This is a genomic window from Streptomyces sp. NBC_01003 (genome assembly GCF_045162695.1).
Classification (GTDB): Bacteria; Actinomycetota; Actinomycetes; order Streptomycetales; family Streptomycetaceae; genus Streptomyces.
In genome coordinates this window covers 4,687,123-4,711,834 of sequence record NZ_CP108707.1, presented here as the reverse complement: position 1 = coordinate 4,711,834, position 24,712 = coordinate 4,687,123, and the positions used below count along the sequence as shown (strand labels likewise).

22 protein-coding genes are annotated in these 24,712 nt (G+C 71.0%); 16 read left to right on the top strand and 6 right to left on the bottom strand.

The annotated features are described in order from the left end of the window. Positions 1-147 precede the first annotated feature (147 nt). Positions 148-1,005 (bottom strand): SDR family oxidoreductase, encoded by an 858-nt coding sequence (locus OG698_RS21520; RefSeq protein ID WP_406104771.1) that lies wholly within the window; start codon positions 1,003-1,005, stop codon positions 148-150. 92 nt (positions 1,006-1,097) lie between these two features. On the opposite strand from OG698_RS21520, the gene OG698_RS21515 reads away from it, so the two are divergent. Continuing rightward, positions 1,098-1,472 carry a winged helix-turn-helix transcriptional regulator gene (locus OG698_RS21515; protein WP_406104769.1) on the top strand — a complete coding sequence of 125 codons (375 nt, stop codon included), beginning with the start codon at positions 1,098-1,100 and terminating at the stop codon, positions 1,470-1,472. Between the two features lie 32 nt (positions 1,473-1,504). On the opposite strand, the gene OG698_RS21510 is transcribed toward OG698_RS21515, so the two are convergent. The 5 genes from OG698_RS21510 to OG698_RS21490 all read right to left on the bottom strand — a co-directional run bounded on the left by OG698_RS21510 (position 1,505) and on the right by OG698_RS21490 (position 8,316). Then, positions 1,505-2,584 (bottom strand): 2-oxoacid:ferredoxin oxidoreductase subunit beta, encoded by a 1,080-nt coding sequence (locus OG698_RS21510; RefSeq protein WP_326774563.1) that lies wholly within the window; start codon positions 2,582-2,584, stop codon positions 1,505-1,507. Then, positions 2,577-4,508 (bottom strand): 2-oxoacid:acceptor oxidoreductase subunit alpha, encoded by a 1,932-nt coding sequence (locus tag OG698_RS21505; RefSeq protein ID WP_406104768.1) that lies wholly within the window; start codon positions 4,506-4,508, stop codon positions 2,577-2,579. The genes OG698_RS21510 and OG698_RS21505 overlap by 8 nt, the downstream gene beginning before the upstream one ends. A gap of 321 nt (positions 4,509-4,829) precedes the next feature. Continuing rightward, complete coding sequence (locus OG698_RS21500) at positions 4,830-5,489, bottom strand: response regulator transcription factor (protein ID WP_276314690.1); 660 nt, start codon at positions 5,487-5,489, stop codon at positions 4,830-4,832. Positions 5,490-5,665: 176 nt separating this feature from the next. Next, complete coding sequence (locus tag OG698_RS21495; protein ID WP_406104767.1) at positions 5,666-7,015, bottom strand: sensor histidine kinase; 1,350 nt, start codon at positions 7,013-7,015, stop codon at positions 5,666-5,668. A 122-nt stretch (positions 7,016-7,137) separates the two neighbouring features. After that, complete coding sequence (locus OG698_RS21490) at positions 7,138-8,316, bottom strand: sensor histidine kinase (protein WP_399971051.1); 1,179 nt, start codon at positions 8,314-8,316, stop codon at positions 7,138-7,140. Between the two features lie 165 nt (positions 8,317-8,481). Here OG698_RS21490 and OG698_RS21485 point away from each other — a divergent pair, with 165 nt between their 5' ends. The 15 genes from OG698_RS21485 (at position 8,482) to OG698_RS21415 (ending at position 24,712) form a co-directional block, all read left to right on the top strand. Beyond that, positions 8,482-8,874 (top strand): NADH-quinone oxidoreductase subunit A, encoded by a 393-nt coding sequence (locus OG698_RS21485; RefSeq protein WP_329571295.1) that lies wholly within the window; start codon positions 8,482-8,484, stop codon positions 8,872-8,874. Continuing rightward, positions 8,865-9,497, top strand: coding sequence for an NADH-quinone oxidoreductase subunit B (locus OG698_RS21480; RefSeq protein ID WP_100598056.1), 633 nt, complete (start codon positions 8,865-8,867; stop codon positions 9,495-9,497). Before OG698_RS21485 ends, OG698_RS21480 begins: the two co-directional genes overlap by 10 nt. Continuing rightward, a complete protein-coding gene (locus OG698_RS21475; RefSeq protein ID WP_406104765.1) occupies positions 9,494-10,555 on the top strand; it encodes an NADH-quinone oxidoreductase subunit C in 1,062 nt (353 codons plus the stop codon). The genes OG698_RS21480 and OG698_RS21475 overlap by 4 nt, the downstream gene beginning before the upstream one ends. After that, positions 10,552-11,520: an NADH-quinone oxidoreductase subunit H gene (locus OG698_RS21470; RefSeq protein ID WP_406104763.1), complete on the top strand. Its 969-nt coding sequence runs from the start codon at positions 10,552-10,554 to the stop codon at positions 11,518-11,520. The genes OG698_RS21475 and OG698_RS21470 overlap by 4 nt, the downstream gene beginning before the upstream one ends. Continuing rightward, complete coding sequence (locus tag OG698_RS21465) at positions 11,520-12,143, top strand: NuoI/complex I 23 kDa subunit family protein (RefSeq protein ID WP_406104761.1); 624 nt, start codon at positions 11,520-11,522, stop codon at positions 12,141-12,143. Before OG698_RS21470 ends, OG698_RS21465 begins: the two co-directional genes overlap by 1 nt. Then, positions 12,140-12,739 (top strand): NADH-quinone oxidoreductase subunit J, encoded by a 600-nt coding sequence (locus OG698_RS21460; RefSeq protein WP_406104760.1) that lies wholly within the window; start codon positions 12,140-12,142, stop codon positions 12,737-12,739. The genes OG698_RS21465 and OG698_RS21460 overlap by 4 nt, the downstream gene beginning before the upstream one ends. Then, positions 12,739-13,155, top strand: a complete 417-nt coding sequence (gene nuoK, locus OG698_RS21455; protein ID WP_406104758.1) for an NADH-quinone oxidoreductase subunit NuoK — start codon at positions 12,739-12,741, stop codon at positions 13,153-13,155. The genes OG698_RS21460 and nuoK overlap by 1 nt, the downstream gene beginning before the upstream one ends. Then, positions 13,152-15,146, top strand: coding sequence for an NADH-quinone oxidoreductase subunit L (locus OG698_RS21450; RefSeq protein ID WP_406104756.1), 1,995 nt, complete (start codon positions 13,152-13,154; stop codon positions 15,144-15,146). The genes nuoK and OG698_RS21450 overlap by 4 nt, the downstream gene beginning before the upstream one ends. 6 nt (positions 15,147-15,152) lie before the next feature. Then, positions 15,153-16,751 (top strand): NuoM family protein, encoded by a 1,599-nt coding sequence (locus OG698_RS21445; RefSeq protein WP_406104754.1) that lies wholly within the window; start codon positions 15,153-15,155, stop codon positions 16,749-16,751. After that, a complete protein-coding gene (locus OG698_RS21440; RefSeq protein WP_406104752.1) occupies positions 16,748-18,289 on the top strand; it encodes an NADH-quinone oxidoreductase subunit N in 1,542 nt (513 codons plus the stop codon). The genes OG698_RS21445 and OG698_RS21440 overlap by 4 nt, the downstream gene beginning before the upstream one ends. Positions 18,290-18,338: 49 nt before the next feature. Then, on the top strand, positions 18,339-18,794 hold the full coding sequence (locus OG698_RS21435) for an MscL family protein (protein ID WP_406104750.1): 456 nt from the start codon (positions 18,339-18,341) through the stop codon (positions 18,792-18,794). 183 nt (positions 18,795-18,977) lie between these two features. Continuing rightward, the gene (htpX, locus tag OG698_RS21430; RefSeq protein WP_399971060.1) at positions 18,978-19,841 is read left to right on the top strand and encodes a zinc metalloprotease HtpX; all 864 of its coding nucleotides are present in this window, start codon (positions 18,978-18,980) and stop codon (positions 19,839-19,841) included. Continuing rightward, complete coding sequence (locus OG698_RS21425) at positions 19,838-20,230, top strand: YccF domain-containing protein (RefSeq protein ID WP_406104748.1); 393 nt, start codon at positions 19,838-19,840, stop codon at positions 20,228-20,230. The genes htpX and OG698_RS21425 overlap by 4 nt, the downstream gene beginning before the upstream one ends. A gap of 260 nt (positions 20,231-20,490) precedes the next feature. Then, positions 20,491-23,448: an AAA family ATPase gene (locus OG698_RS21420; RefSeq protein ID WP_406104746.1), complete on the top strand. Its 2,958-nt coding sequence runs from the start codon at positions 20,491-20,493 to the stop codon at positions 23,446-23,448. Continuing rightward, the gene (locus OG698_RS21415) at positions 23,426-24,712 is read left to right on the top strand and encodes a serine/threonine-protein kinase (RefSeq protein ID WP_406104744.1); all 1,287 of its coding nucleotides are present in this window, start codon (positions 23,426-23,428) and stop codon (positions 24,710-24,712) included. Before OG698_RS21420 ends, OG698_RS21415 begins: the two co-directional genes overlap by 23 nt.

Genomic DNA, 24,712 nt, shown 5'->3' with positions numbered 1-24,712 from the left:
TGCCCAGCCTCCACGGCCCCTCCTTCACACACGCGGACGCCCCGTGGCGGCCACTCATGAAGGTAGCGCCGCGGGGCGCCGGCTGTCATGTCCGTATCTCTATACGGTCATGACAGGACGTCCGTGCAGGTGGGAGACCGTCCGTTCTCAGGCGAGCGCGGCCTTGATCGCGTCCGCGAGCGGGGTCGTGGGGCGGCCCGTCAGTCGGGACAGGTCGCCGCTGGTGGTGGCGAGCAGGCCCTGCCCGATGGCGATGTCGACGCCCACGAGGATGTCGGCGAAGGGTGCGGGCAGTCCGGCGCCGAGCAGGATCTCCCGGTTCTGCTCGGGCGTGACGGAGTTGTACGCGATCGTGCGGCCGGTCTGCTTCGACAGCTCGGCGGCGTACTCGGCGAAGGACCAGGCGACGTCGCCGCTCAGCTCGTACGCCTGGTTCTCGTGGCCCTCGCCGGTGAGGACGGCGACCGCGGCGGCGGCGTAGTCGGCGCGGGAGGTGGAGGCGACGCGGCCCTCGCCCGCGGAGGCGGTGACGGCGCCGTGTTCCAGGACCGGGGCGAGGTTCTCGGTGTAGTTCTCGTGGTACCAGCCGTTGCGCAGGAACGTGTACGGCAGACCGGAGTCCAGGATCGCCTGCTCGGTCACCTTGTGCTCGGCCGCCAGGTCGAAGTCGGCCGCGGGCCCGCCTAGGACGCCGGTGTACGCGAGCAGCGCGACGCCCGCGCCCTTCGCGGCGTCGATCACGGCCTGATGCTGCGCCACGCGCTGCCCGACCTCGCTGCCGGAGATCAGCAGGACCCGCTCCCCGGCGGCGAAGGCGCCGGCCAGCGTCCCGGGCGCGCTGTAGTCGGCGATCCGCAGCTCGACGCCGCGGGCGGCGAGGTCGGTGGCCTTGTTCTTGTCGCGGACGACCGCGGCGATGCTCTCCGCCGGGACGCCGGCGGCAAGGAGACCGTCGATGACGAGACGGCCGAGGTGTCCGGTGGCTCCGGTGACGACGATGCTCATGTCTGAAATCTCCCTTAGCGACTGGTTATGACGCTGAGCCTACGTCGGGCGCTAACTATTGGAAAGTACCCACTTTGAAGTAAGGTACTGGCATGGCAGTAAGCAAGGGGAGTGCCGGCGGCGAGGACATGTGCCCGTACCGGCTCGTGCTCGAACACGTCACCAGCCGCTGGGGCGTCCTCGTCCTGATCGCCCTTGAGGGGCGCTCGTACCGGTTCAGCGAGCTGCGAAGAGAGATCGGCCGCGTCAGCGAGAAGATGCTCACGCAGACACTCCAGACCCTGGAGCGCGACGGCATGGTGCACCGCGACGCGAAGCCGGTCATCCCGCCACGCGTGGACTACTCGCTCACCGACCTCGGCCGCGAGGCGGCGGAACAGGTGAGAACGCTCGCGATGTGGACGGAGCGCCGCATGGAAGCGGTGACGGAGGCCAGAGCGGCATACGACGAAACCCGCGCCCCCTAGGGGGGCGCGGGCTGTGTCATCGGACGGTCCGCCTAACCGACCACGGTCCAGGTGTCGCCCCCGGCGAGCAGCGCGCCGAGGTCGCCCTTGCCGTTCTGCTCGATCGCCTCGTCGAGCTGTTCGGACATCTGCACGTCGTAGACGGGCCGCTCGGCGGAGCGGAAGACGCCGATGGGCGTGTGGTGCAGGGTGTGCGGGTCGGCCAGGCGGGACAGGGCGAACGCCGTCGTCGGCGAGGCCGCGTGTGCGTCGTGGACGAGGATCTGTGACTGGTTGTCCTCGGTCACGTCGACGACCTCCAGGTCACCGGTCTGCGGGTCCCGCACGACGCCCTTGGCGAGGTCGGTGCCGAAGCGGATCGGCTGCCCGTGCTCCAGGCGGATCACCGCCTCCTCGGCCTGCTGCTTGTCCTTGAGGACTTCGAAGGCGCCGTCGTTGAAGATGTTGCAGTTCTGGTAGATCTCCACCAGGGCGGTGCCCGGGTGGGCGGCCGCCTGGCGCAGCACGTCGGTGAGGTGCTTGCGGTCGGAGTCGACGGTACGGGCCACGAACGACGCCTCCGCGCCGAGCGCGAGGGACACCGGGTTGAAGGGCGCGTCGAGCGAGCCCATCGGTGTCGACTTGGTGATCTTGCCGACCTCGGAGGTGGGCGAGTACTGGCCCTTGGTGAGGCCGTAGATCCGGTTGTTGAAGAGGAGGATCTTCAGGTTCACGTTGCGGCGCAGGGCGTGGATGAGGTGGTTGCCGCCGATGGACAGGGCGTCGCCGTCACCGGTGACCACCCACACGGACAGGTCGCGGCGCGAGGAGGCCAGGCCGGTCGCGATGGCCGGGGCGCGGCCGTGGATGGAGTGCATCCCGTAGGTGTTCATGTAGTACGGGAAGCGGGACGAGCAGCCGATGCCCGAGACGAAGACGATGTTCTCCTTCGCCAGACCGAGCTCGGGCATGAAGCCCTGGACGGCGGCCAGGATCGCGTAGTCGCCGCAGCCGGGGCACCAGCGCACTTCCTGGTCGGACTTGAAGTCCTTCATGGACTGCTCGGCCTCGGCCTTGGGTACCAGCGAGAGCGCCTCGATCGTGCCCGTGCCTTTCGTGCCGGTGTCAGCCATGGATGGCCTCCTTGAGAGCCGTGGCGAGCTGCTCAGCCTTGAACGGCATGCCGTTGACCTGGTTGTACGAGTGGGCGTCCACCAGGTACTTCGCCCGGACGAGGGTGGCGAGCTGGCCGAGGTTCATCTCGGGGATCACCACCTTGTCGTAACGCTGCAGTACCTCGCCCAGATTCCGCGGGAACGGGTTCAGATGGCGCAGATGGGCCTGCGCGATGTGCTCGCCGGCGGCGCGCAGCCGGCGTACGGCGGCGGTGATGGGTCCGTAGGTGGAACCCCAGCCGAGGACAAGGGTGTTGGCCCCGCCCGAGGCGTCGTCGACCTCCAGGTCCGGGACCTCGATGCCGTCGATCTTCGCCTGGCGGGTGCGGACCATGCGCTCGTGGTTGGCCGGGTCGTAGGAGATGTTGCCCGTGCCGTCCTGCTTCTCGATCCCGCCGATACGGTGCTCAAGACCCGGCGTGCCGGGGATCGCCCACGGACGGGCCAGTGTCTGCGGATCTCGCTTGTAGGGCCAGAACACCTCGGTGCCGTCGTCCTCGGTGTGATTCGGGCCGGAGGCGAACTGGGTGCGCAGGTCGGGGAGTTGGTCGACCTCGGGGATGCGCCACGGCTCCGAGCCGTTGGCCAGGTAGCCGTCGGAGAGGAGGAAGACCGGGGTGCGGTACGTGATCGCGATCCGGGCCGCCTCGATCGCCGCGTCGAAACAGTCGGCCGGCGTGCGCGGCGCGACCACCGGAACCGGCGCCTCACCGTTGCGCCCGTACATCGCCTGGAGCAGGTCCGCCTGCTCCGTCTTGGTGGGCAGCCCGGTGGAGGGGCCGCCGCGTTGGATGTCCACCACCAGCAGCGGCAGTTCGAGGGAGACGGCCAGTCCGATCGTCTCCGACTTCAGGGCCACGCCGGGGCCGGAGGTGGTCGTGACGGCGAGGCTGCCGCCGAACGACGCGCCCAGCGCCGCGCCGATCCCGGCGATCTCGTCCTCCGCCTGGAACGTGCGCACGCCGAAGTTCTTGTGCTTCGACAGTTCGTGCAGGATGTCCGAGGCTGGCGTGATCGGGTACGAGCCCAGATACAGCGGCAGGTCCGCCTGCCGGGACGCCGCGATCAGCCCGTAGGACAGGGCCAGGTTCCCGGAGATGTTGCGGTAGGTGCCGGTCGGGAACGCGGACGAGGCGGGCGCGACCTCGTAGGAGACCGCGAAGTCCTCCGTCGTCTCACCGAAGTTCCAGCCCGCGTGGAAAGCGGCGATGTTCGCCGCGGCGATCTGCGGCTTCTTCGCGAACTTCGACTTGAGGAACCGCTCCGTGCCCTCGGTGGGCCGGTGGTACATCCACGACAGCAGACCCAGCGCGAACATGTTCTTCGAGCGGCCCGCGTCCTTGCGGGACAGCTCGAACTCCTTGAGCGCCTCGACCGTGAGCGTCGTCAGCGGCACCGGATGGACGTGATATCCGTCCAGCGAACCGTCCTCCAGCGGGGAGGTCTCGTAACCGACCTTCTGCATCGCCCGTTTGGTGAACTCGTCCGTGTTGACGATGATTTCCGCGCCGCGCGGCACATCCGCGATGTTCGCCTTCAGCGCGGCCGGGTTCATCGCCACCAACACGTTCGGCTCGTCGCCCGGCGTGAGGATGTCGTGGTCCGCGAAATGCAGCTGGAACGAAGAAACGCCCGGCAGTGTCCCTGCGGGCGCTCGGATCTCGGCGGGGAAGTTCGGCAGCGTGGACAGGTCGTTCCCGAACGACGCAGTCTCCGAGGTGAACCGGTCACCCGTCAGCTGCATCCCGTCGCCCGAGTCACCCGCGAATCGGATGATCACCCGGTCCAGACGCCGTACGTCCTTGCCGTTCGCGTGTTTGCGCTGCTCTCCGACCACTGCCCCATCGGCCTGCTCGGCCGGGCTACTGACCTGGCTGGTCACTGAACTGGACCTCCCTCGAGGCGGCTCTGCGGGAGCGGCCGGCCGACCGGCCTCTCCATGGCCCACCCTACGTCGGTAAGGGTCGCCTTCCCTGGATGGTTCGCATGGTGGACGCGACAATGAGACACCCTGATGACCTTGTTTGTCACGATTTACCCACCCCCATGGCCCCCTGTTCGAAGACGCGCCCACTCATCCTTTGGTTCTAGGACCGAATTCGGGTCGACCCCGAGTCGACCCGGGGTCGGTCCTGGGGTCGGTCCTGGGGCGTCCCGGAGTCCACCGGCCGATTCCCGCCATATCTGACAGGGCGTCAGGTCGTCACGAGTTCAGGTAGGTGAGCACCGCCAGAACGCGCCGGTGATCCCCGTCACTCGGGGACAGCCCCAGCTTCAGGAAGATATTGCTGACGTGCTTCTCCACCGCGCCGTCGCTCACGACCAGTTGACGCGCGATCGCCGAGTTCGTCCGGCCCTCGGCCATCAGGCCGAGCACCTCGCGCTCACGCGGAGTCAGCCCCGCCAGCACGTCCTGCTTACGGCTGCGCCCCAGGAGCTGGGCCACCACCTCGGGGTCGAGCGCCGTACCGCCCTGTGCCACCCGCACCACCGCGTCCACGAACTCGCGCACCTCGGCCACCCGGTCCTTGAGCAGGTAGCCCACGCCGTGGCTGGAACCGGCGAGCAGTTCGGTCGCGTACTGCTCCTCCACGTACTGCGAAAGGACCAGCACCCCGAGCCCCGGGTGCTGCTTGCGCAGCAGGACCGCGGCGCGCACGCCCTCGTCCGTGTGCGTCGGCGGCATCCGCACGTCGGCGACCACCACGTCCGGCAGCGCGTCCTGCGCGGCCAGGTCGGTGATGGTCTTGACCAGCGCGTCCCCGTCGCCCACGCCCGCCACCACGTCGTGCCCGCGGTCGGTCAGCAACCGGGTCAGGCCCTCCCTGAGCAGCACTGAATCCTCGGCGATGACCACTCGCACTCTGTCCTCCACGTTTCTCGGCCCCCCACAGCCCGTCCCACCCGTTCAACGGTCACCAGCATCCCAGCATCCGGACGGTCCTGGGCGGTGGTGCCGGGATTGACCGGGAAGAGGAAGGACGCGCGTGTGCGGTGCGCCCCGGGGGAAGGGTGCACCGCACACGCGGGGGCCGGTCGTCAGGCGCGCCGCCACGGCAGTTCGGCCGTGATCCGCGTCGGGCCCGCCGCCGGCGAGTCCACCAGGAGGATCCCGTCGACGGCGTCGAGCCGCTCGGCGAGCCCCGCGAGGCCGGAACCGGCGGAGGCGTCGGCGCCGCCCACGCCGTTGTCCATCACCTGGAGCATCAGCCGGTCCTCGACCCGCCACACGTCGACCGTGGCGCGGGTCGCCCGGCTGTGCTTGCTGACGTTCTGCAGGAGCTCGCCGACCGTGAAGTACGCGATGCCCTCGATGGCCGGCGCGGGCCGCGCGGGCAGGTCGACCTCGACCTGTACCGGGACCGTGCAGCGCGAGGCCACGGAGGACAGGGCCGCGTCCAGGCCGCGGTCGGTCAGGATGGCCGGGTGGATGCCGCGAGCCAGGTCCCGCAGCTCCTGGAGTGCCGTCTTCACCTCGCCGTGCGCCTCGTCCACCATGCGCGCCGCCGCCCGCGGGTCCTCCGTCAGCTTCTCCTTGGCGAGACCCAGGTCCATCGCGAGGTTGACCAGGCGGGCCTGTGCGCCGTCGTGCAGGTCGCGCTCGATGCGGCGCAGGTCGGCGGCGGCCGTGTCGACGACGACGCCGCGGTCCGACTCCAGCTCCACGACGCGCGTGGCGAGCCGCGAGGGGCCGAGCAGCCCGCTCACCAGCGCCCGGTCCACGGAGGCCAGCGCCCTGATGATCCACGGCGTCGCGAGCGTGATCAGCAGGCCGACCGCCGCGGTGACGGTGATCTCGAAGGGGTTGTCCAGGTACACGTTGTGCGCGCCGTCGCCGTACAACTGGATGCCGCCCTGGCCCGCGTACATGGGGAAGACCCACTGCCACAGCGGATACGTGAGCAGGGACCAGCCGACCGTCCAGAAGACCAGCGCGACGTTGAACGCGAAGACCGCCCACGGGAAGTGCACGACCGTGTACAGCAGGTTGCGCCAGGACTCGCCGCTCTTGAGGAGGGCGCCCATCCACGCCATCGGGCCGTGGGCGCGGGGCCGCAGCGGAGCCGGGGTGCCGACGTCGATGCCGAGCAGCGCGCGCGCCCTGGCCCGCTCCATCGCGGCGAAGCCGCGCGCCCCGGCGAGGGCGCCGGCCAGCACGGGGATGCCGAGGAACGTGATCAGCAGGCCGGCGCCGAGCGACACCATCGTCACCGCGTACACGAACGTGATGATGCTGATCGGGAGGCTCAGGAGCAGATAGCCGAACTCGCGGAACGTACGGCCCTCGATCGGCGCGCGCAGCCCGGCCGGGAGACGGTGACGCCGTTCCCCGGCCACCGCGTCGTCGCGGTAGCCATGTCCCTGTCCGTACTGCGTGGGCGTGATCATCGGTGGGGTCCGTCCGTTCTGCTCGTCCGCCTGGTACTTCCAGACTCCTCGCGGCGGCGCCCCGCGGCCATGGAGCCGGTCGGCGTCTTGGACCGGGGGTTTTCCCTACCCCGCGGTGCCTCTCAGGCGGGCGTGCGGTCGCGCCAGGGCAGCTCGGCGGTCACCGTCGTCGGGCCGCCCTCCGGCGAGTCCACGACGAACAGGCCGTCCACCGCGCCGAGCCGGTCCGCGAGGCCCGACATGCCCGTGCCCTTGTCGAGGCTCGCGCCGCCGTGCCCGTCGTCCCCCACCTGGATCAGCAGCCGGTCCCCCGAGCGCCACACGTCGACCGACGCCGACCGCGCCCCGCTGTGCTTGCTGACGTTCTGGAGCAGCTCGGACACCGTGAAGTACGCGATGCCCTCGATCGCCGCGGCGGGCCGCTGAGGCAGGTCAGCCGTGACCTTCACCGGGACCGTGCAGCGCGAGGCCACGGAGGACAGGGCCGCGTCCAGGCCGCGGTCGGTCAGGATGGCCGGGTGGATGCCGCGGGCCAGATCGCGCAGCTCCTGAAGGGCCAGCTTCACCTCGCCGTGTGCCTCGTCGACCATGGCGGCAGCGGCGTCCGGGTCCTCGAGCAGCTTCTCCTTCGCGAGGCCGAGGCCCATCGCGAGGTTGACCAGGCGGGCCTGTGCGCCGTCGTGCAGGTCGCGCTCGATGCGGCGCAGGTCGGCGGCGGCCGTGTCGACGACGACGCCGCGGTCCGACTCCAGCTCGGCGATCCGCCGCTCCAGCTCGTCCGAGGGCGACAGGAGCGCCCGCGCCATCGCCCGGTCCGCGTTGGTCAGCCCCCGCACGATGAACGGAAGCACCGGCCACAGCACGAAGAGCCCGGTCAGCGTGATCGCGAACGTGAGCACGCCCCACGGCAGCCGTATGAACTCGTACAGCATCGCCCGCCAGCCCACCGGGTCCTTCAGGCCGGACCACAGCCGTCCGAAGAAGCCCTCGTCGCGCCTGCGCGGCAGCGGGCTCGGCTCCTCGATGCGCAGCCCGAGCAGCGCGCGGGCCCGGCCGCGCTCCGCCTTCCCGAGCTGACGCGCGCCGAGCAGACCGGCCGCGAGCACGGGCAGGCCGATCACCGTCACGGCCAGGCCGACGCCGGTGGCCAGCATCGTCACGACATACGTGAAGCCGAGCACGGCGACCGGCAGATTGCTGAGGAGATACGCGATCTCCTTCCAGGTGTGCCGGCCGAAGGCGAAGCGCGGGGCCGGCGGGCGGTCCGCGTCCGGCTCTGTGGTGACGATGCGAGCGGTCATATGCGACAGCGTGCCCGGCGCGGCGCCGGGGCGCCATGAGGCGGGCTGCCGGACCCGACGGGGGATAACCCCACCTCAACCCTGGACGCCTGCTTACCGTCTCTTTAACAGGCCCTAGACTCCCGTGCGTACAGATCGTCGAACACCACGGAGCGAGGGGCGGACGTGCCGGAATCGACCATCGTCGCCGCGGGCTACTTCCAGACGTACTCTGTAGTCGGCGCAATCGCCGTCGTGGGCGTCCTGTTCGTGGCCGTCGCCTTCGGCGCGGGGCGGCTGCTGAGGCCGGTGGTCCCGACCCCCGAGAAACTCCTGACGTACGAGTGCGGAGTCGACCCCGTCGGCGAAGGCTGGGCCCACACTCAGGTCCGCTACTACGTCTACGCGTTCCTCTACGTCATCTTCGCCGTCGACTCGATCTTCCTCTTCCCGTGGGCGACCGTCTTCGCCGATCCGCAGTTCGGCGCGGCGACGCTCGTGGAGATGTTCATCTTCCTCGGCTTCCTCGCCGTGGGCCTGCTGTACGCATACAAGAAGGGCGTCCTCACATGGACGTGACCCCCTCGGAGCCCGTGCTCCTGCCGGATCCCGTCAGCCCGAAGAAGCTGGGCGTGCTGTCCCGCCTGGCCCCCGAGCCGATGAAGGTGGTCCTCAACTGGGGCCGCCGCTACTCGCTCTGGGTCTTCAACTTCGGCCTGGCCTGCTGCGCCATCGAGTTCATCGCGGCGTCCATGGCGCGGCACGACTTCATCCGCCTCGGCGTCATCCCCTTCGCACCGGGCCCGCGCCAGGCCGACCTGATGGTCGTCTCCGGCACGGTCACGGACAAGATGGCCCCGGCCGTGAAGCGCCTGTACGAGCAGATGCCCGAGCCCAAGTACGTCATCTCGTTCGGCGCCTGCTCCAACTGCGGCGGCCCGTACTGGGACTCGTACTCGGTCACCAAGGGCGTCGACCAGATCATTCCGGTCGACGTGTACGTGCCCGGGTGCCCGCCCCGGCCGGAGGCGCTGCTCCAGGGAATTCTGAAGCTTCAGGAGAAGATCGCGCGCGAGTCGCTGGGCGAGCGGTACGCGTCGGCCGACGCGGCGGCCGGGCGGCCTTCGGCGGCCGCGCTCAGCAGCGGTCTCGTGAAGCCGCCGGTCCCCACGCGCGACGACTCCGGGGAGGGTGAGCGGTGACCGGCTGGCTGCCCCGACCCGTCGAGGAGCTCTTCGGCCCGGACGCCACGGCCGAGGAGTCGTACGAGGTCCTCACCGTCGACGTTCCCGCGGACACTTGGATCGACGCCCTCGAAACGGCCCGCACCACGCTGGGCTGCACCTACTTCGACTGGCTGAGCGCGGTCGACGAGCCCGGCACGGGCTTCCGCGTCTGCGCGCACGTCGTCGCCCTGTCTCCCGTACGCCGCCTGCTCCTGCGCACCACCGTGCCGCACGACGCCCCCGTCCTGGCCACCGCGGTCGACGTGTACGCGGGCGCGGGCTGGCACGAGCGCGAGACGCACGAAATGTTCGGCGTCCGCTTCGAGGGCCACCCGCACCTGGTGCCGCTCCTCCTTCCCGACGGCTTCGAGGGCCACCCGCTGCGCAAGGACTTCGTGCTTGCGGCGCGCGTCGTGAAGGCGTGGCCGGGGGCCAAGGAGCCAGGGGAGCCTGCGGCGGGTGCGGGGCACGGTGGGCCGAAGCGGCGGCAGATGCTGCCGCCGGGTGTTCCCGATCCGAACGAGTGGGGTCCGCTGAAGGGCCAGCTTCCGCCCGCCCCGGCCCGCCCGGCCCGTGGCGCGGGCCGCGCGGCGGGCGACCGTCCGGTGCGGCGGACGCGCACGGCGGGGGAGGGGTCGGCCAGTCAGGCCGCCGCGCCGGGCACGGATGCGGCGGCTGCCGCGCCGCCGAGGCGTTCGCGGAGTGCGTCGCAGGGGTCGGCTTCGCAGACGCCGGCGACTCCCGAGACGCCTGCAACTCCTGAGACACCTGCGGCGCCCAATCCGGACGCCGCGGGCAAGCCCGGCGCCACCGGCGACGCGCCCTGGCACCACGCCCGCCCGGCCTTCGACGAGCCGAAACCGGCCGCGCCGGAGGAGCCCACGCCTGAGGCACCGGACGCCCCGGAGGCACCGGCCACCCCGGAGACGGCCCCGGAGGCACCGGCCACCCCCGAAACCCCGGATGCCGAAGAAGCCCCCGACACCCCCGACACCCCGGACACCCCCGACACCCCCTCAGGAGGAACGGAGTGAACGACGTGCTCGACGTCGCTCTGCGGCTCATCGTCGTCTTCGTCGCCTTCCTCGTCCTGCCCCTTGTCGTCGGCCAGACCGAGCACAAGGTGATGGCGCACATGCAGGGCCGCCTCGGCCCCATGTACGCGGGCGGCTTCCACGGGTGGGCCCAGCTCGTCGCCGACGGCGTGAAGTTCGCGCAGAAGGAAGACATCGTCCCCGCCGGCGCGGACCGCCGCATCTTCCAGCTCGCGCCCGCCGTCGCCCTCCTGCCGTACCTCCTCGTCCTGCTCGCCATTCCCATCGGCCCGAGCGAGGGCGCGGTCGGCCAGGTCGTCGACGCCGGCATCTTCTTCGTGCTCGCCGTCATGGGCGTCGGAGTGCTCGGCTCGCTCATGGCGGGCTGGGCGTCGGCCAACAAGTTCTCCCTCCTGGGCGGCCTGCGCACCGCCGCTCAGCTCCTCGCCTACGAACTGCCGATGCTGCTCGCCGCCGCCTCGGTCGCGATGGCCGCGGGCACCGTCTCCCTGCCCGGCATCGTCGACGCGTTCCAGTGGTGGTGGGTGCCGTGGCAGATCGTCGGCGCCCTCGTCTTCTTCGTGGCGGGCCTCGCCGAACTCCAGCGCCCGCCCTTCGACATGCCGGTCGCCGACTCCGAGATCATCTTCGGCGCGTACACCGAGTACACGGGCCTGCGCTTCGCCCTGTTCCTGCTCGCCGAGTACGCCGGGATCGTCGTCCTGTGCGGCCTCACCACCGTCCTGTTCCTGGGCGGCTGGCACGGGCCGTGGGGCGCCGACGGCCTCGGCTGGGTCTGGACGCTGCTGAAGGCGGCCGTCCTCGCGTTCGTCGTGATCTGGCTGCGCGTCACCTACCCCCGTCTCCGCGAGGACCAGCTCCAGAAGCTCTCCTGGACCCTCCTCATCCCCCTCGCACTCGCGCAGATCGCGCTCACCGGAATCGTGAAGGTGGCGATCAACTAGTGGCTCCGATCCCAGGCGCAGGTCTCGCCAAGGGCCTCGCCGTCACCCTCCGCACGATGACGCATAAGACCGTCACCGAGCAGTACCCGGACGTCCAGCCCGAACTGCCGCCCCGCACCCGGGGCGTCATCGGCCTGTTCGAGGAGAACTGCACGGTCTGCATGCTGTGCGCCCGCGAGTGCCCCGACTGGTGCATCTACATCGACTCCCACAAGGAGACGGTGCCGGCCGCCGTCGAGGGCGGCCGCGAGCGCAGCCGCAACGTCCTCGACCGCTTCGCCATCGACTTCGCCCTGTGCATGTACTGCGGTATCTGCATCGAGGTGTGTCCTTTCGACGCGCTGTTCTGGTCCCCGGAGTTCGAGTACGCGGAGACGGACATCCACGAACTCACCCACGAGCGCGACCGGCTGCGCGAGTGGATGTGGACGGTCCCGGCCCCGCCCGCGCTCGACCCGGCGGCCGAGGAACCCAAGGAACTCGCCGCCGCCCGCAAGGCCGCCGAGAAGCTGGCCGCCGCCCAGGCCGCAGCCGCCCAGGCGCCGGCCTCGGAAGCACCCGCCTCCGCCTCTGAAGAACCCGCCCCCGACGAGCCCGCCCCCGGAGAGGAGGGACCCGCGTGACCCCCGTCGCAGCGGCCGCCACCGCGGCCACGCAGACCCACGGCTTCCTCTCGCCGACCGGCGTCGAGATCGCGTTCCTCCTCGTCGGCCTGGTCACCTTCGGCGCCGCGATCGTCACCGTCACCACCAAGCAGCTCGTGCACGCGGCCCTGTGGCTGGTCGTCGCCCTCGGCGGCCTCGCCGTCGAATACCTGCTGCTCACCGCCGAGTTCATCGCCTGGGTGCAGGTCCTCATCTACGTCGGCTCCGTCGTCGTCCTCCTCCTGTTCGGACTGATGCTCACGAGGGCGCCCATCGGCCGCTCCCCGGATGCCGACTCGGGCAACCGGTGGGCCGCGCTGACGGTCGCCGTCGCCGCGGCCGCCGCCCTCGTCTGGGTCGTCGTGGACGCCTTCCGCACCACGTGGGTCGACCTCGACGGCGCTCCCCAGGGCACCACCGCCGTGACCGGATCGATCCTCTTCCAGCACTGGGTGCTCCCCTTCGAGGCCCTCTCGGTCCTGCTCCTCGCGGCCCTGGTCGGCGCGATCGTCCTCTCCCGCAAGACCGCCAAGGCACAGGACATGAACTCCAAGGCCCGGGAGGGGAACCGCTGATGCACCTCGCCTATCCCGCCGTCCTCTCCTCCCTGCTCTTCTGCACGGGCCTGTACGGAGTGCTGGCCCGCCGCAACGCGGTCCTGGTCCTGATGTCCGTCGAGCTGATGCTCAACGCCGTCAATCTCAACCTCGTCGCCTTCGACGTCTGGCTCAGCAAGGCGGCCCGCGACACCCTCCACTCGGGCCAGGCGCTGACCCTCTTCATCATCGCCATCGCCGCCGCCGAGATCGGCATCGGCCTGGCGATCGTGCTCGCCGTGTACCGCGGCCGCGGCACCTCCGACATCGACAAGCTCCGCGACACCGCCGAGTCCCCGGACGACGGCGGACCCGACGGCTCTGCACCGGACGGATCCGCAGCGGACGCCGGCGCCGGGGCCGCGACGGACGAGAAGGCCGAGGCCACCGCGTGACCACCACGACCCTCGCCGTACTCGTCCCCCTCCTCCCGTTCCTCGCCGCCGCGGCGGGACTGCTCCTGGGCCGCACCGCCCCCGGCTTCGTACGGCCCCTCGCCGTACTGCCGACCCTCGCGGCGCTCGCCCTCGCCGTCCTCGTCGCCGTGCGCCAGGGCGGCGGCCGGAGCATCGACGCGGCCACCGAACTCACCCCGACGGGCTCGATTCCCATCGAGCTCGCTCTGCACATCGACGGCTTCGCCGCGCTCGTCGCCGTACTGGTCTGCGTCGTCGCGTCGTGCGTGCAGATCTACTCGACGGCCTACCTGCGCGACGACCCGCGCTACCCCTCGTACGCCGCGCTCGTCTCGCTCTTCACCTCCGCGATGCTCCTCGTCGTCTACTCGGGCGACCTGATGGTGCTGCTCGTCGGCTGGGAAGTCATGGGCATCTGCTCGTACTTCCTCGTCGGTCACTACTGGGAGACCCCGGAGGCGCGCGCCGCCTCCCTCAAGGCGTTCCTGGTCACGAAGCTCGGCGACGTCCCCTTCCTGATCGGCCTGTTCGCGCTCGCCGTGGACGCCGGGTCCTTCCGCATCACGACGGTGCTCGGTGCCGTCGCGAGCGGCGGTCTCGACCACCCCACGCTGATCGCCCTGCTGCTCCTCGCGGGTGTGGCGGGCAAGTCCGCGCAGTTCCCGCTGCACACCTGGCTGCCCGACGCGATGGCCGGCCCCACGCCGGTCTCGGCGCTGATCCACGCCGCGACGATGGTCGCCGCCGGTGTCTACTTCGTCGCCAGGCTCCTCCCCGTCTTCGCCGCCTCCGGCGCCGCTCTGGTCGTCCTCGCCGTCATGGCCGCCGTCACGATGACCGGCTCGGCGCTCGCCGCCCTCGCGCAGGACGACATCAAGCGCGTCCTCGCGTACTCGACGATCGGTCAGCTCGGCTACATGACCGGCGCCCTCGCCGTCGGCGACCGCGGCGCCGCCGTCTTCCACCTCCTGTCGCACGGCGCCTTCAAGGCGCTGCTGTTCCTCGGGGCCGGCGTGGTCATCCATGCCGCCGGCACCAACTCGCTCGCGGCCATGTCCCGCATGAAGGACCTGCGCGACCGTGTCCCCGACGCCTACTGGACGATGACCGTGGCGCTCCTCGCGCTCGCCGCGATCCCGCCGTTCAGCGGCTTCTTCTCCAAGGAGGCCGTCCTCGGCTCCGCCGAGCACGCGGCCACCGGCCACGCCGAGGCCATCCCGTCCTCCGCGGGCTGGATCGTCCTCGTGTCCGGCCTCCTCACGGCCCTGCTCACCGCCGCGTACGCCACGCGCCTGTGGCTCCTGGCCTTCCGCGGCCACGGAGCCGAGGCCCCGGACCACGGCAAGCAGCCCGTAGCGATGAACGCCGTGCTGTGGGTCCTGGCGGTCCCCTCGCTCGCCTTCGGCCTCACCGTGGGCATCCTGCCCGGCTGGTTCGACGGCCGCTCGCTGACCCCGACCCTCACCACGTCCGTCCTCGGCACGGGCGTCGCCCTCGTCGGCGGGATCGTCACCTACGCGGCCTGGCGCCACACCACGGCCCTCGCCGCCCGTGTCCCGCTCGGCGCCGTCGCCGCCCACCCCGACGCGGACGGCGGCCTCGTCGAGGCCGAGGCCATCGCCACCCACACGGCCGCGTACGGGGACATCGCCTACGCCCCCGACCCGGCGGACCCGGGCCGTCTCCTGCTCGGCCCGCTGCACCGCCACGCGGCCACCGGCTTCCACCTGGACGCCGTCTACGCGGCCCTGTTCGTCCGGCCCGTCCTGGCCGCGGCCTCACTGGTCCGCTTCCTCGACAGCGAGGTCGTCGAGACCTATGTGCGCGGCGCCGCCGCCGTACCCAACTGGCTGGGCCGGGCCGTCCGCCGCGCCCAGACCGGCAACGTGCAGACCTATCTCAGCGCCCTGCTCGCAGGGACCGTCGTCCTGGCGATCGCCGTCGTCCTCGTCGCCACCGCCGGAGCGTGAGCAGCCGTGATCGATATCAGCGAATCCGTGATGCAGTTCCTTCTCGCACTGATCGTCGTCGGCCCGCTCATCGGCGCCGCCGCCGCTCTTCTCCCGGCCCCGCCCGGGCTGAAGGGGAAGTCCCCGGACCAGGCCGTGCTCCGCCACGGCGTGACCGTGACCGGCGTGATCCTCATCGCCGCGATCGTCCTCGCGCTGGGCTTCGACCATGACCACCCGTCAAAGATGCAGGCCACGACCGACATCAGCTGGATCCCCGCACTCGACGTGCGCATCCACCTCGGCATCGACGGCATCTCGCTCCCCCTCCTGCTCCTGACCGCGCTGCTGACCTTCCTCTGCGCGCTGTACAGCTATTTCAAGCAGCAACATCAGCGGCTGACGCCGCGGGCAACGGGCCCGTCCCCCAAGGCATTTGTCGCGCTGATCCTCGTCCTCGAGTCCGGCACCCTCGCGACCTTCGCCGTGCTCGACCTGCTGCTGTTCTTCCTCGCCTTCGAGATGGTCCTCATCCCGATGTACTTCCTCATCGCCCGCTGGGGCGGTGAGCAACGGGCCAAGGCGGCCTGGAAGTTCATCCTCTTCACGCTCCTCGGCTCCGTCGTGATGCTGCTCGGCCTCCTCCTCATCGGACTCAAGTCCGGCACATTCGACATGGTGGCACTCGCCTCTGACAATGGCCGGGGCCTGAGCACGTCCGTGCAGGTCACCGCCGTTCTGGCGATCGGGATCGGGCTCGCCGTCAAGACGCCGATGTGGCCGCTGCACAGCTGGCTGCCGGACGCCCACACCGCCGCGCCCACCGTCGGCTCGGTCCTCCTCGCCGGCGTGCTGCTGAAGATGGGCACGTACGGATTCGTGCGGATCCTGCTGCCGATCACGCCCGACGGCATGCACACCTTCGCGCCGTACCTCGCCGCGTTCGCCGTCGTCGGGATCATCTACGGGTCCCTGGCCTGCCTGGCCCTCGCACGGCCCGGCGCCAAGGGCGACCTCAAGCGCCTCATCGCGTACTCGTCCGTCGGGCACATGGGCTTCGTCCTGCTCGGCATCTCGACGATGTCCCCGACCGGCGTCAACGGCGCGCTCTTCGCGAACATCGCCCACGGCCTCATCACCGGCCTGCTGTTCTTCCTCGTCGGCGCCCTCAAGGACCGCACGGGCAGCACGGACCTGGACGCACTCGCCCAGCAGGGCGGCATGGCGCTCTACGGCAAGGCGCCCCGCCTCGGCGGCCTCCTCGCCTTCGCCGCCGTCGCGTCCCTCGGGCTGCCGGGCCTCGCCGGGTTCTGGGGCGAGATGCTCACCCTGTTCGGGGCGTTCAAGCCGGCCGCCGGCCTGAGCCGCCCCGCGTTCCTCACATTCATGGCGATCGCCGCGTTCGGCACCCTGCTCACCGCCGCGTACATGCTCGCCGTCGTCCGCCGGGTCTGCATGGGCCCGCACGAGGCCGAGGCGCCGAAGCTCGCCGACGTCCAGGGCTACGAGTTCGCCGCCTGGACCCCGCTCGTCGCCCTCACCGTCGTCGGCGGGCTCTGGCCCGCGGCCCTGATCGGCCTCACCGACCCGGCCGTGCAGAAGCTCCTCGCAGGAGGCATCCAGTGACCGCCGTCGCCGCGCCGTCCGTGGCGTCCCTCGTCCAGTCCGTCGACTGGCTCGCGATCGCGCCGCCCACCATCGCGGCGGTCGTCGCCCTCGTGGTGCTCGTCGCGGACCTGTTCCTCGGCGAGCGCAGGAAGGCGCTGCTCGGCTGGGTCTCCGTCGCGGGCCTCGCCGCCGCCGCGCTCGCGCTGCTGCCGCTCCTGGACGGCGACCGCTCGACCTTCTGCCTCAAGACGCTCAAGGGCGAGCAGGCCGCGTGCAGCTACACGGCCGATCACTTCACGCTCGTCATCCAGTTCCTCGTCCTGGCCGGCGCCCTGCTGACCGCGCTGCTGTCCGTCACCGGCATCAAGGACGCGAAGAACACGCCCAGGGAGCTCCCCGAGGGGGAGTTCTGGTTCCTGCTCCTGTCCTCCGCCGCGGGCGCCGCCCTGCTGCCCGCCTCGCGCGACCTGGCGACCCTCGTCGTCGCCCTGGAAGTGGCGTCCCTGCCGGCGTTCGCCCTCGTCGGCATCAAGCGTGACGACCGGCGCTCCTCCGAAGCGGCCCTGAAGTTCTTCCTGTCCTCGGTCACGGCGACCGCGGTCACCCTCCTGGGCGTGAGCTTCGTCTATGCGACGACGGGCACCCTGTACCTCACGAGGATCGCCACCGCCCTGACGCACGTCGACGGGCAGTTCCACACCCTGGCCCAGGCGGGCGTCGCCCTCACCCTCGTCGGCTTCGCGTTCAAGACCGCCGCCGTCCCCTTCCACTTCTGGGTGCCCGACACCTACGTAGGAGCCCCCCTCCCGGTCGCCGCCTACTTGTCGGTGATCGGGAAGGCGGTCGGCTTCTCCGGGATCATCCTCGTCACCGTCGTCGCCTTCCCGTCCTACGCCGACGTGTGGGGTCCGGCGCTGGCCGCGCTGGCCGCGCTCACCATGACCGTGGGCAACGTGGCGGCCCTGCGCCAGCAGGCCACGCGCGCGTACAGCGCGGTACGCCTGCTCGCCTGGTCCTCGGTGGGCCAGGCCGGCTACCTCCTCGTCCCGATCGCGGCGGCCGCCTACTCCAAGGACGCCGACAAGGCCATCGGCTCCACCGTCGCGTACGCCCTCATGTACGCAGCCGTGAACCTCGGCGCCTTCGCCGTGGCCGCACTCGTCGCCCGTACGAAGCCCCTGAACCGCATCAGCGACTACCGCGGCCTGTACCGGTCAAGGCCGCTGGCCGCCCTGGTCCTCGGCTTCTTCCTGCTCTGCCTCGCCGGCCTGCCGCCCGGCATCATCGGCCTCTTCGCGAAGGTCACCGTCTTCTCGGCGGCCGTCGACGCGGGCCTCGGCTGGCTCGCCGTCGTCATGGCCGTCAACGTCGTGATCGCGCTCTACTACTACCTTCAGTGGACGGCGACCCTGTTCCGCCCCGCCGAGGGCGAGCAGGCGGTACAGCGGATTCCGGCCCCGCTCACCGCGGCGATCGGGCTCACCGCCGTCATCGGGGTCGCCCTGTCGGGTGCACCTCAGATGGTGCTCCGTTTTGCCTCGACGGGCCTCTTCTAGGCACCCTCATAGCGACCCCCCAAACGTCGTACACCAGGGAGACACTGCCGTGCTGAGCGGGTTCAAGGACTTCATCCTTCGCGGGAACATCGTGACCATGGCGATCGGCCTCGCCGTCGGTTCCGCCTTCACCGCCGTCGTCACGGGCTTCAGCACGGCGTTCATCGCCCCGCTCATCGGCCTCGCGACAAGCTCGACCGGCGACTTCAGCAAGGCGCACTTCCAGGTCGAGGGAACGGACTTCCCGTACGGCAAGTTCGTCGCCGCGGCGATCGCCTTCGTGATCACGGCGGCGGTGCTCTACTTCCTCGTCGTCGTCCCGATGGTGAAGTTCCAGGCCCGCCTCGACCGCGGCAAGCCGGTCGACATCAAGGCCGCCCTGCGCGACTGCCCGCGCTGTTTCAGCCAGATCCCCGCGATCGCCACCCGCTGCTCCCACTGCACCAGCGAGCTCAAGGCCGACCCCGAGGCCCTCGCGCTCGCCGGGCTCCCCGAACAGCGCTGACCCTGGCCGGCGGGCCACCCCCACCCGTACGGCCTACACGCGCCCTCCTCGCCCTCCGCGCGCACAAGGGAACTCGTCCTCCTCGTCTGGCGTTGACCAGTACAGGAGGGTCCACTGGACCGTGGAAGCACCCAGCACCAGTAAGCAGAGGGTTCCCCTGCCGCACCACATGGAGGGCGTACCGTGCACCGCCGGCACAACGGGCTGAAGACCGCCGTACTCCTCGGGGGACTGTCCGCCCTCATCATCGTCATCGGCAGCTTCTTCGGTCGTACGGGGCTGATCGTGGGCCTCGGCATCGCCCTCGCGACGAACGCGTACGCGTACTGGAACAGCGACAAGCTGGCCCTGCGCGCGATGCGCGCGCGCCCCGTGAGCGAGTTCGAGGCCCCCGCGCTCTACCGCATGGTCCGCGAGCTGTCGACGCAGGCCCGCCAGCCGATGCCCCGCCTGTACATCTCGCCGACGGAAGCGCCCAACGCCTTCGCGACGGGCCGCAATCCGCGCAACGCCGCGGTGTGCTGCACCGAGGGCATCCTGCGGATCCTCGACGAGCGCGAGCTGCGCGGTGTCATCGGGCACGAGCTGAGCCATGTCTACAACCGCGACATCCTGATCTCGTCGGTCGCCGGCGCCCTCGCCTCGGTGATCATGTTCCTGGTCAACTTCGCCTGGCTGATCCCCGTCGGCCGTTCGAACGACGACGAAGGCCCCGGCCTGCTCGGCATGCTGATGATCATGATCCTGGGCCCCATCGCGGCCACGGTCATCCGGCTCGCCATCAGCCGATCCCGGGAGTACGAGGCGGACGCGTCGGGCGCCCAGCTCACCGGCGACCCGCTGGCCCTGGCGAGCGCCCTGCGCAAACTCGACGCGGGGACCAAGCAGTTGCCGCTCCCGCCGGAGCCGCGGATCGAGACCGCAAGCCACATGATGATTGCGAACCCTTTCCGTCCCGGGCAGGGCATGTCCAAGATGTTCTCCACGCATCCGCCGATGGCGGAGCGCATCGCCCGGCTAGAGCAGATGGCAGGTCGTCACCCGTGAAGACAATCCTCAACATCATTTGGCTAGTGCTGAGCGGCTTCTGGCTGTTCCTCGGCTACCTGCTCGCGGGCCTGATCCTGTGCATCACGATCATCGGCATCCCGTTCGGCATCGCGGCGTTCAGGATCGGTGTGTACGCGCTATGGCCGTTCGGCTATACGACGGTCGAGCGCCGGGACGCGGGCGCCCCGTCCTGTATCGGGAACGTGCTGTGGCTGATCCTGGCCGGCTGGTGGCTCTGCCTCGCTCACATCGTGACGGGCATCGCGCAGTGCATCACGATCATCGGCATCCCCCTGGGCATCGCCAACTTCAAGCTGATCCCGGTCTCCCTGATGCCGCTCGGCCGCGAAATCGTCCGCACGGACGAGCCGTTCGCCTCGCGGTAGGCGCCGCCCTGACGTCGCAGCAGGAGGGGACCAACTCGGCCGTACGGCCAAAGAGTTGTCCCCTCTTTTGCGTAGCAAAGGGACCCCGCGTACTCCGTGTGGAAGCATGGTCGCTGCACGGGGGGAGGTGGGCAGGCAGGCCCGAAACGTCGTGAAGCCGCGGCCTGCGCGCGAAGATGCAGCACGATTCCGCAAAGAGTCCGGACAGTTCCGAGAACGGCCCCGAAGGCGGCCCCGAAGAGCATCCCGAAGGCCGTACCGTGCGCCTCTTCACGGACGGCTTCCTTGATCCGGACGCCCTCGGGGACGAGCGCACCGCCGCCGTCCTGCTGTCCGCCGCGGAGCGCGCCACCGAGCGCTTACGCCCCGGCGACATCCTGTATGCGGCGCTCGACGCCCGCGACCCCGCGGTGCTCCCCGCGTTCGAGGGCGCGCTCGCCGAGGGCGCGGCCCCGCATCACCTCCTGGAGACGGTCGCCGTCTACGCCCCGCCGGGGAACGGCTACGCGTTCGACGGCGCGCGCGACCATGTGAGCCCCGAACTGGCCGCGGCCTTCGAAGAGTTCGAGTCCCGGTGCACGCGCGACGCGGTGGGCGCAGAGGTCCGCCTGGAGCTGCTGCTGGCCTGTCTGCTCGACGCCCCCTCCGCGGACGAGCGGGACTTCCTCACGCCGCTCCTCGATCTGCCCCTGGCCGCCGAGGCGCTGCGCAGGCAGATCGGGGTCCACGCCGACGAGCCGCCCGAGCTGTACGACGACGCGTCGGGCCGGCTGCGCTCCGAGGAGTTCACGAACGACGCCTGGGCCGTCCTGGAGCTGGCCGCCCAGCGGGCCGCCGAGCTCGGCTACGACCGGCTGCTCCCGCCGCACTGTCTGATGGCTCTCCTGTCGGAGACCGAAGGGCCCGCCGAGCGCCTCTTCCGGCTCCAACTGCCGCTCCAGGTCGGCCTGGTGAAGGCCGTGGAGATCATCACCCAGGCGTTCCGGATCACCGAGCGGGGGAGCCGGACCGCCCCGCGCCTCGACCGCGACGGGATCGGCGAGTCCCTTCGGGACCTGCTGCACGCGGCGCGCACGACGGCCGCCCGCTGGGACGCGGAGCAGATCGACACCCCGCATCTGCTCGCGGCCCTCCTGGACAGCCCACCGCAGCGACTCGCCTCCGTGCTGGCCGCCGAGCCGCTGCGCCTCGACATCGAGCGGCTGCGCGAGAGCATGCGCGACGTACTCGGCGAGACCCGTTCGACGGCGCCCCGCGAGGTGCCTTTCCGGCTGCCCGCGTTCCTGCCGCCCTCCGAGGACCTCACCTGGCTCGCGAGGACGGGCGCCATCGGCCCGGCCGCCCACCTCGACGGCTACTTCGAGCCACTGTGCCGGGCCCTGCACCGTACGGAGAACAATCACGTACTGATCACCGGCCTGCCCGGCATCGGCACCACCACGCTGCTGCGCGAGCTCGCCCGGCGGGCCGCCACGGGCGAGATCCCGTTCCTGCGCCGCAAGCGGTTCCTGCGCGTCGACTGCAAGGACGTCGCCGCGGAAGGCAGCGGCGAACAGCTGACGGCCCTGATCGGCCAGGTCGCGGGCCGCACCGACCTGGTCGTCTGCGTCGACGGCCTTGGTCCCCTGCTGCGCGGCCGGCACGGCGCCGACCACCTGCTGGAGCTGCGCCGCGCCCTCAAGGAGCGCAGGATCCATCTCATCGGGGTGCTCGCCGAGCACGACTACGAGGACCTGGTCGCCGCCGACCACGTCCTCCAGGAACTGACCTGCCGTATCGACATGGCCGAGCCGGAGCGGGAGGCGGCGCGGGCCATGGTGCGCCTCGCGGCGGACGCGCTGGAGACGGAGTTCACCGGCATCCGGATCGAGCGCCACGCGGTGGCGAGGGCCGTGGTCCTCGCGGGTGACTTCGTCCGGCACCAGCGGCTGCCGCTGTCCGCCGTCAAGGTCCTGCGCCGCGCCTGCGAGGACCTCGACTACGCGCGCAGGCAGCACGGCGACGAACGCAGCGCCGTGACGCTCGACGAAGTGGCCGACGTGGTGTCCGAGCTGTCCGGGATGCCGCGCGAGCAGATCGCCGGCACGGGCGGTGAGCGGGTCGACTACGCGACGGCGCTCGGTGCGGAGGTCGTCGGGCAGGACCAGGCGGTCCGGGTGGTCGCGGACGAGCTGCGGCGGATCAAGGCGGGCCTGGCCGCGGTCGGTTCGGGGCCCGCGTCGGTGCTGCTCTTCGCGGGCCTGACCGGCGTCGGCAAGACGGAGCTGGCCAAGCGGGTCGCCGGTCTCTACTCGGCGTCCAAGCGGCTGCAGACGTACCCGATGGAGAACTTCACGGAGCCGCACAGCGTGTCCGGCATCCTCGGCTCACCGCCTGGCTACGTGGGCCACGAGCGCGGCGGGCGGCTCATCAACGAGCTCAACAGCGACCCGTACTGCGTGTTCCTCCTCGACGAGGCGGAGAAGGCGCACCCCGAGGTGCTGCGGCCCTTCCTCAACCTCTTCGACGAGGGCTGGATCACCGACCAGCGGGGCGTCAAGGCGCACGGCGACCGCGCCATCTTCATCCTCACCACGAACGCCGGGCACGAGATCATCTCGCACCTCGGTGAAGGCAGTTCGGACGAGGAGATCTCCTCCGCCGTACGCGCCAAGCTCGCGTCCGAGCGCAGCCGGGACGGCATGCCCGTCTTCACCCCCGAGTTCCTGGCCCGCGTCCGCCGCGTCATCGTCTTCCGCCCGCTCGGCGGCGACGCGATGACCGCCATCGGCCGCAAGGTGCTCGACCGGCAGGCGGCCTTCTGGCGCGAGAAGCGGGAGAAGGAGCTGACCGTCCCCGAGGAACTGGTGCGGTACGCGGGCGCGCTCGGCCACCGCCTCAACTCCGAGGCGGGCGGGCGCGAGGGCGGCCGCATCATGGCCAAGGTGCTCTCCGACCTGGTCGAGAACCCCGTTCTCGCGGCGGCCGAGGAGCGGGCGGAGGAGTTCCAGGCCTGCGACCGGATCGTCGTCGACTTCGTGCCTCCACCGCCGCCGGGCGTGCGTGACGCCCTGTTCTCCGGCCGGGACGGGACGGGAGGCGGCTCCCTTACACGGGTGCGCTTCCTGTCGCCGGAACCGGCGGGCGGGGTGGAACTGTCCTCTGTGGAAGGCGGGTCGACCAAGTCCGACGGGAGCGGAGAGGGGGACGCACACGATGAACCAGGCCGCACCGGATGAGTCCGACCTGCGCGGGCTCGAAGGCCGGGTGGTCGACGGCCGCTACGCACTGAGCGGCTGGATCGGAGGCGGCGGTTTCGGGGCGGTCTTCCGCGCCGACCAGTACATCCTCGGCCATCCGGTGCGCAGTGTGGCCCTCAAGCTCTCCCGGCGCTCGGGCCTGACCGAGGAGAACGCCGCGGAGCTGTTCCAGGACGTCCTGCTGCTCGCCGAGGCTATGGACACCATGGCGGACGCCGAGGCCCGCCGCCATCTCGTGCACGTGTACGACGGCGGCCTCGCCAAGGGGCTCGCGGGCCGCGCCTTCCTCGCCATGGAGTACGTCCCCGGGACCACCCTCGCCGGCCAGTTCGCCGAGATGGGGCGCGTCCCGGCACCGCTGCTGGTCAAGTGGGCGCGGCAGATCTGCGTGGCCCTGCGCGGACTGCACCGCCTGGACCCGCCGCTGCTGCACCGCGACCTCAAGCCCGACAACGTCCTCCTGGGCAGCGACAACTGGGTCCGGCTCATCGACTTCGGCCTGGCCGCCCGGATGCTGGAGCTCGGCCACGTCCCGGGCACGGTCGGCACCCTCCAGTACATGGCGCCGGAGACCGCGGCCGGCTCCAGCGTCCCCGAGTCCGACCTGTACTCGCTGGGGCTCCTGATGTATGAGGGCCTGACCGGCCGCCACGCGTACGCGCATCTGACACCGCCGCCGGCGCTGCCCGAGTCGGCGCACGGCGACTGGCTCCAGGAGCAGAAGCGCAACGCGCCGCCCGTACGCCCCTCGGTCCACAACAACCTCGTCCCGCCCGCCCTGGACGCCCTCGTGATGCGCCTGCTCGAACTGCGGCCCGCGCGACGGTTCCGCAGCGCGGAGGAGGTGATCGCCGCCCTGGACGTGGTCCTGGAGAAGCCGGTCGTGCGGCAGCCGGGCGAGGCCGAGCTGGCGGAGGGGCGGCGGCTGAGGACGTCGGGGCAGGGCCCGGCCGCCGCGACCGTGCTCCGCAGGGGCCTCGAACGCAACCACGTCCCGGACCCGTTACGCCTGGGCCTGCTCACCGAACTGGGGCAGGTCCACGACTCCGCGGGCGATCACCTGGCGGCCGCCCACTCCTGGGCCGACGCCTGTGAACTCGTCCGCGGGCGCGCCCTGATGCCGTCCGGCGCCGACCGCGCCAGGCTTGCCCGCCGCGCGGAGGAGGCGTTCCGCAAGGCCGGCAACCGTTTCCAGGCGGAGCGGTTCGGGCGCCTCGCCCGCGCCGAGCGGGACCGGGGGTGA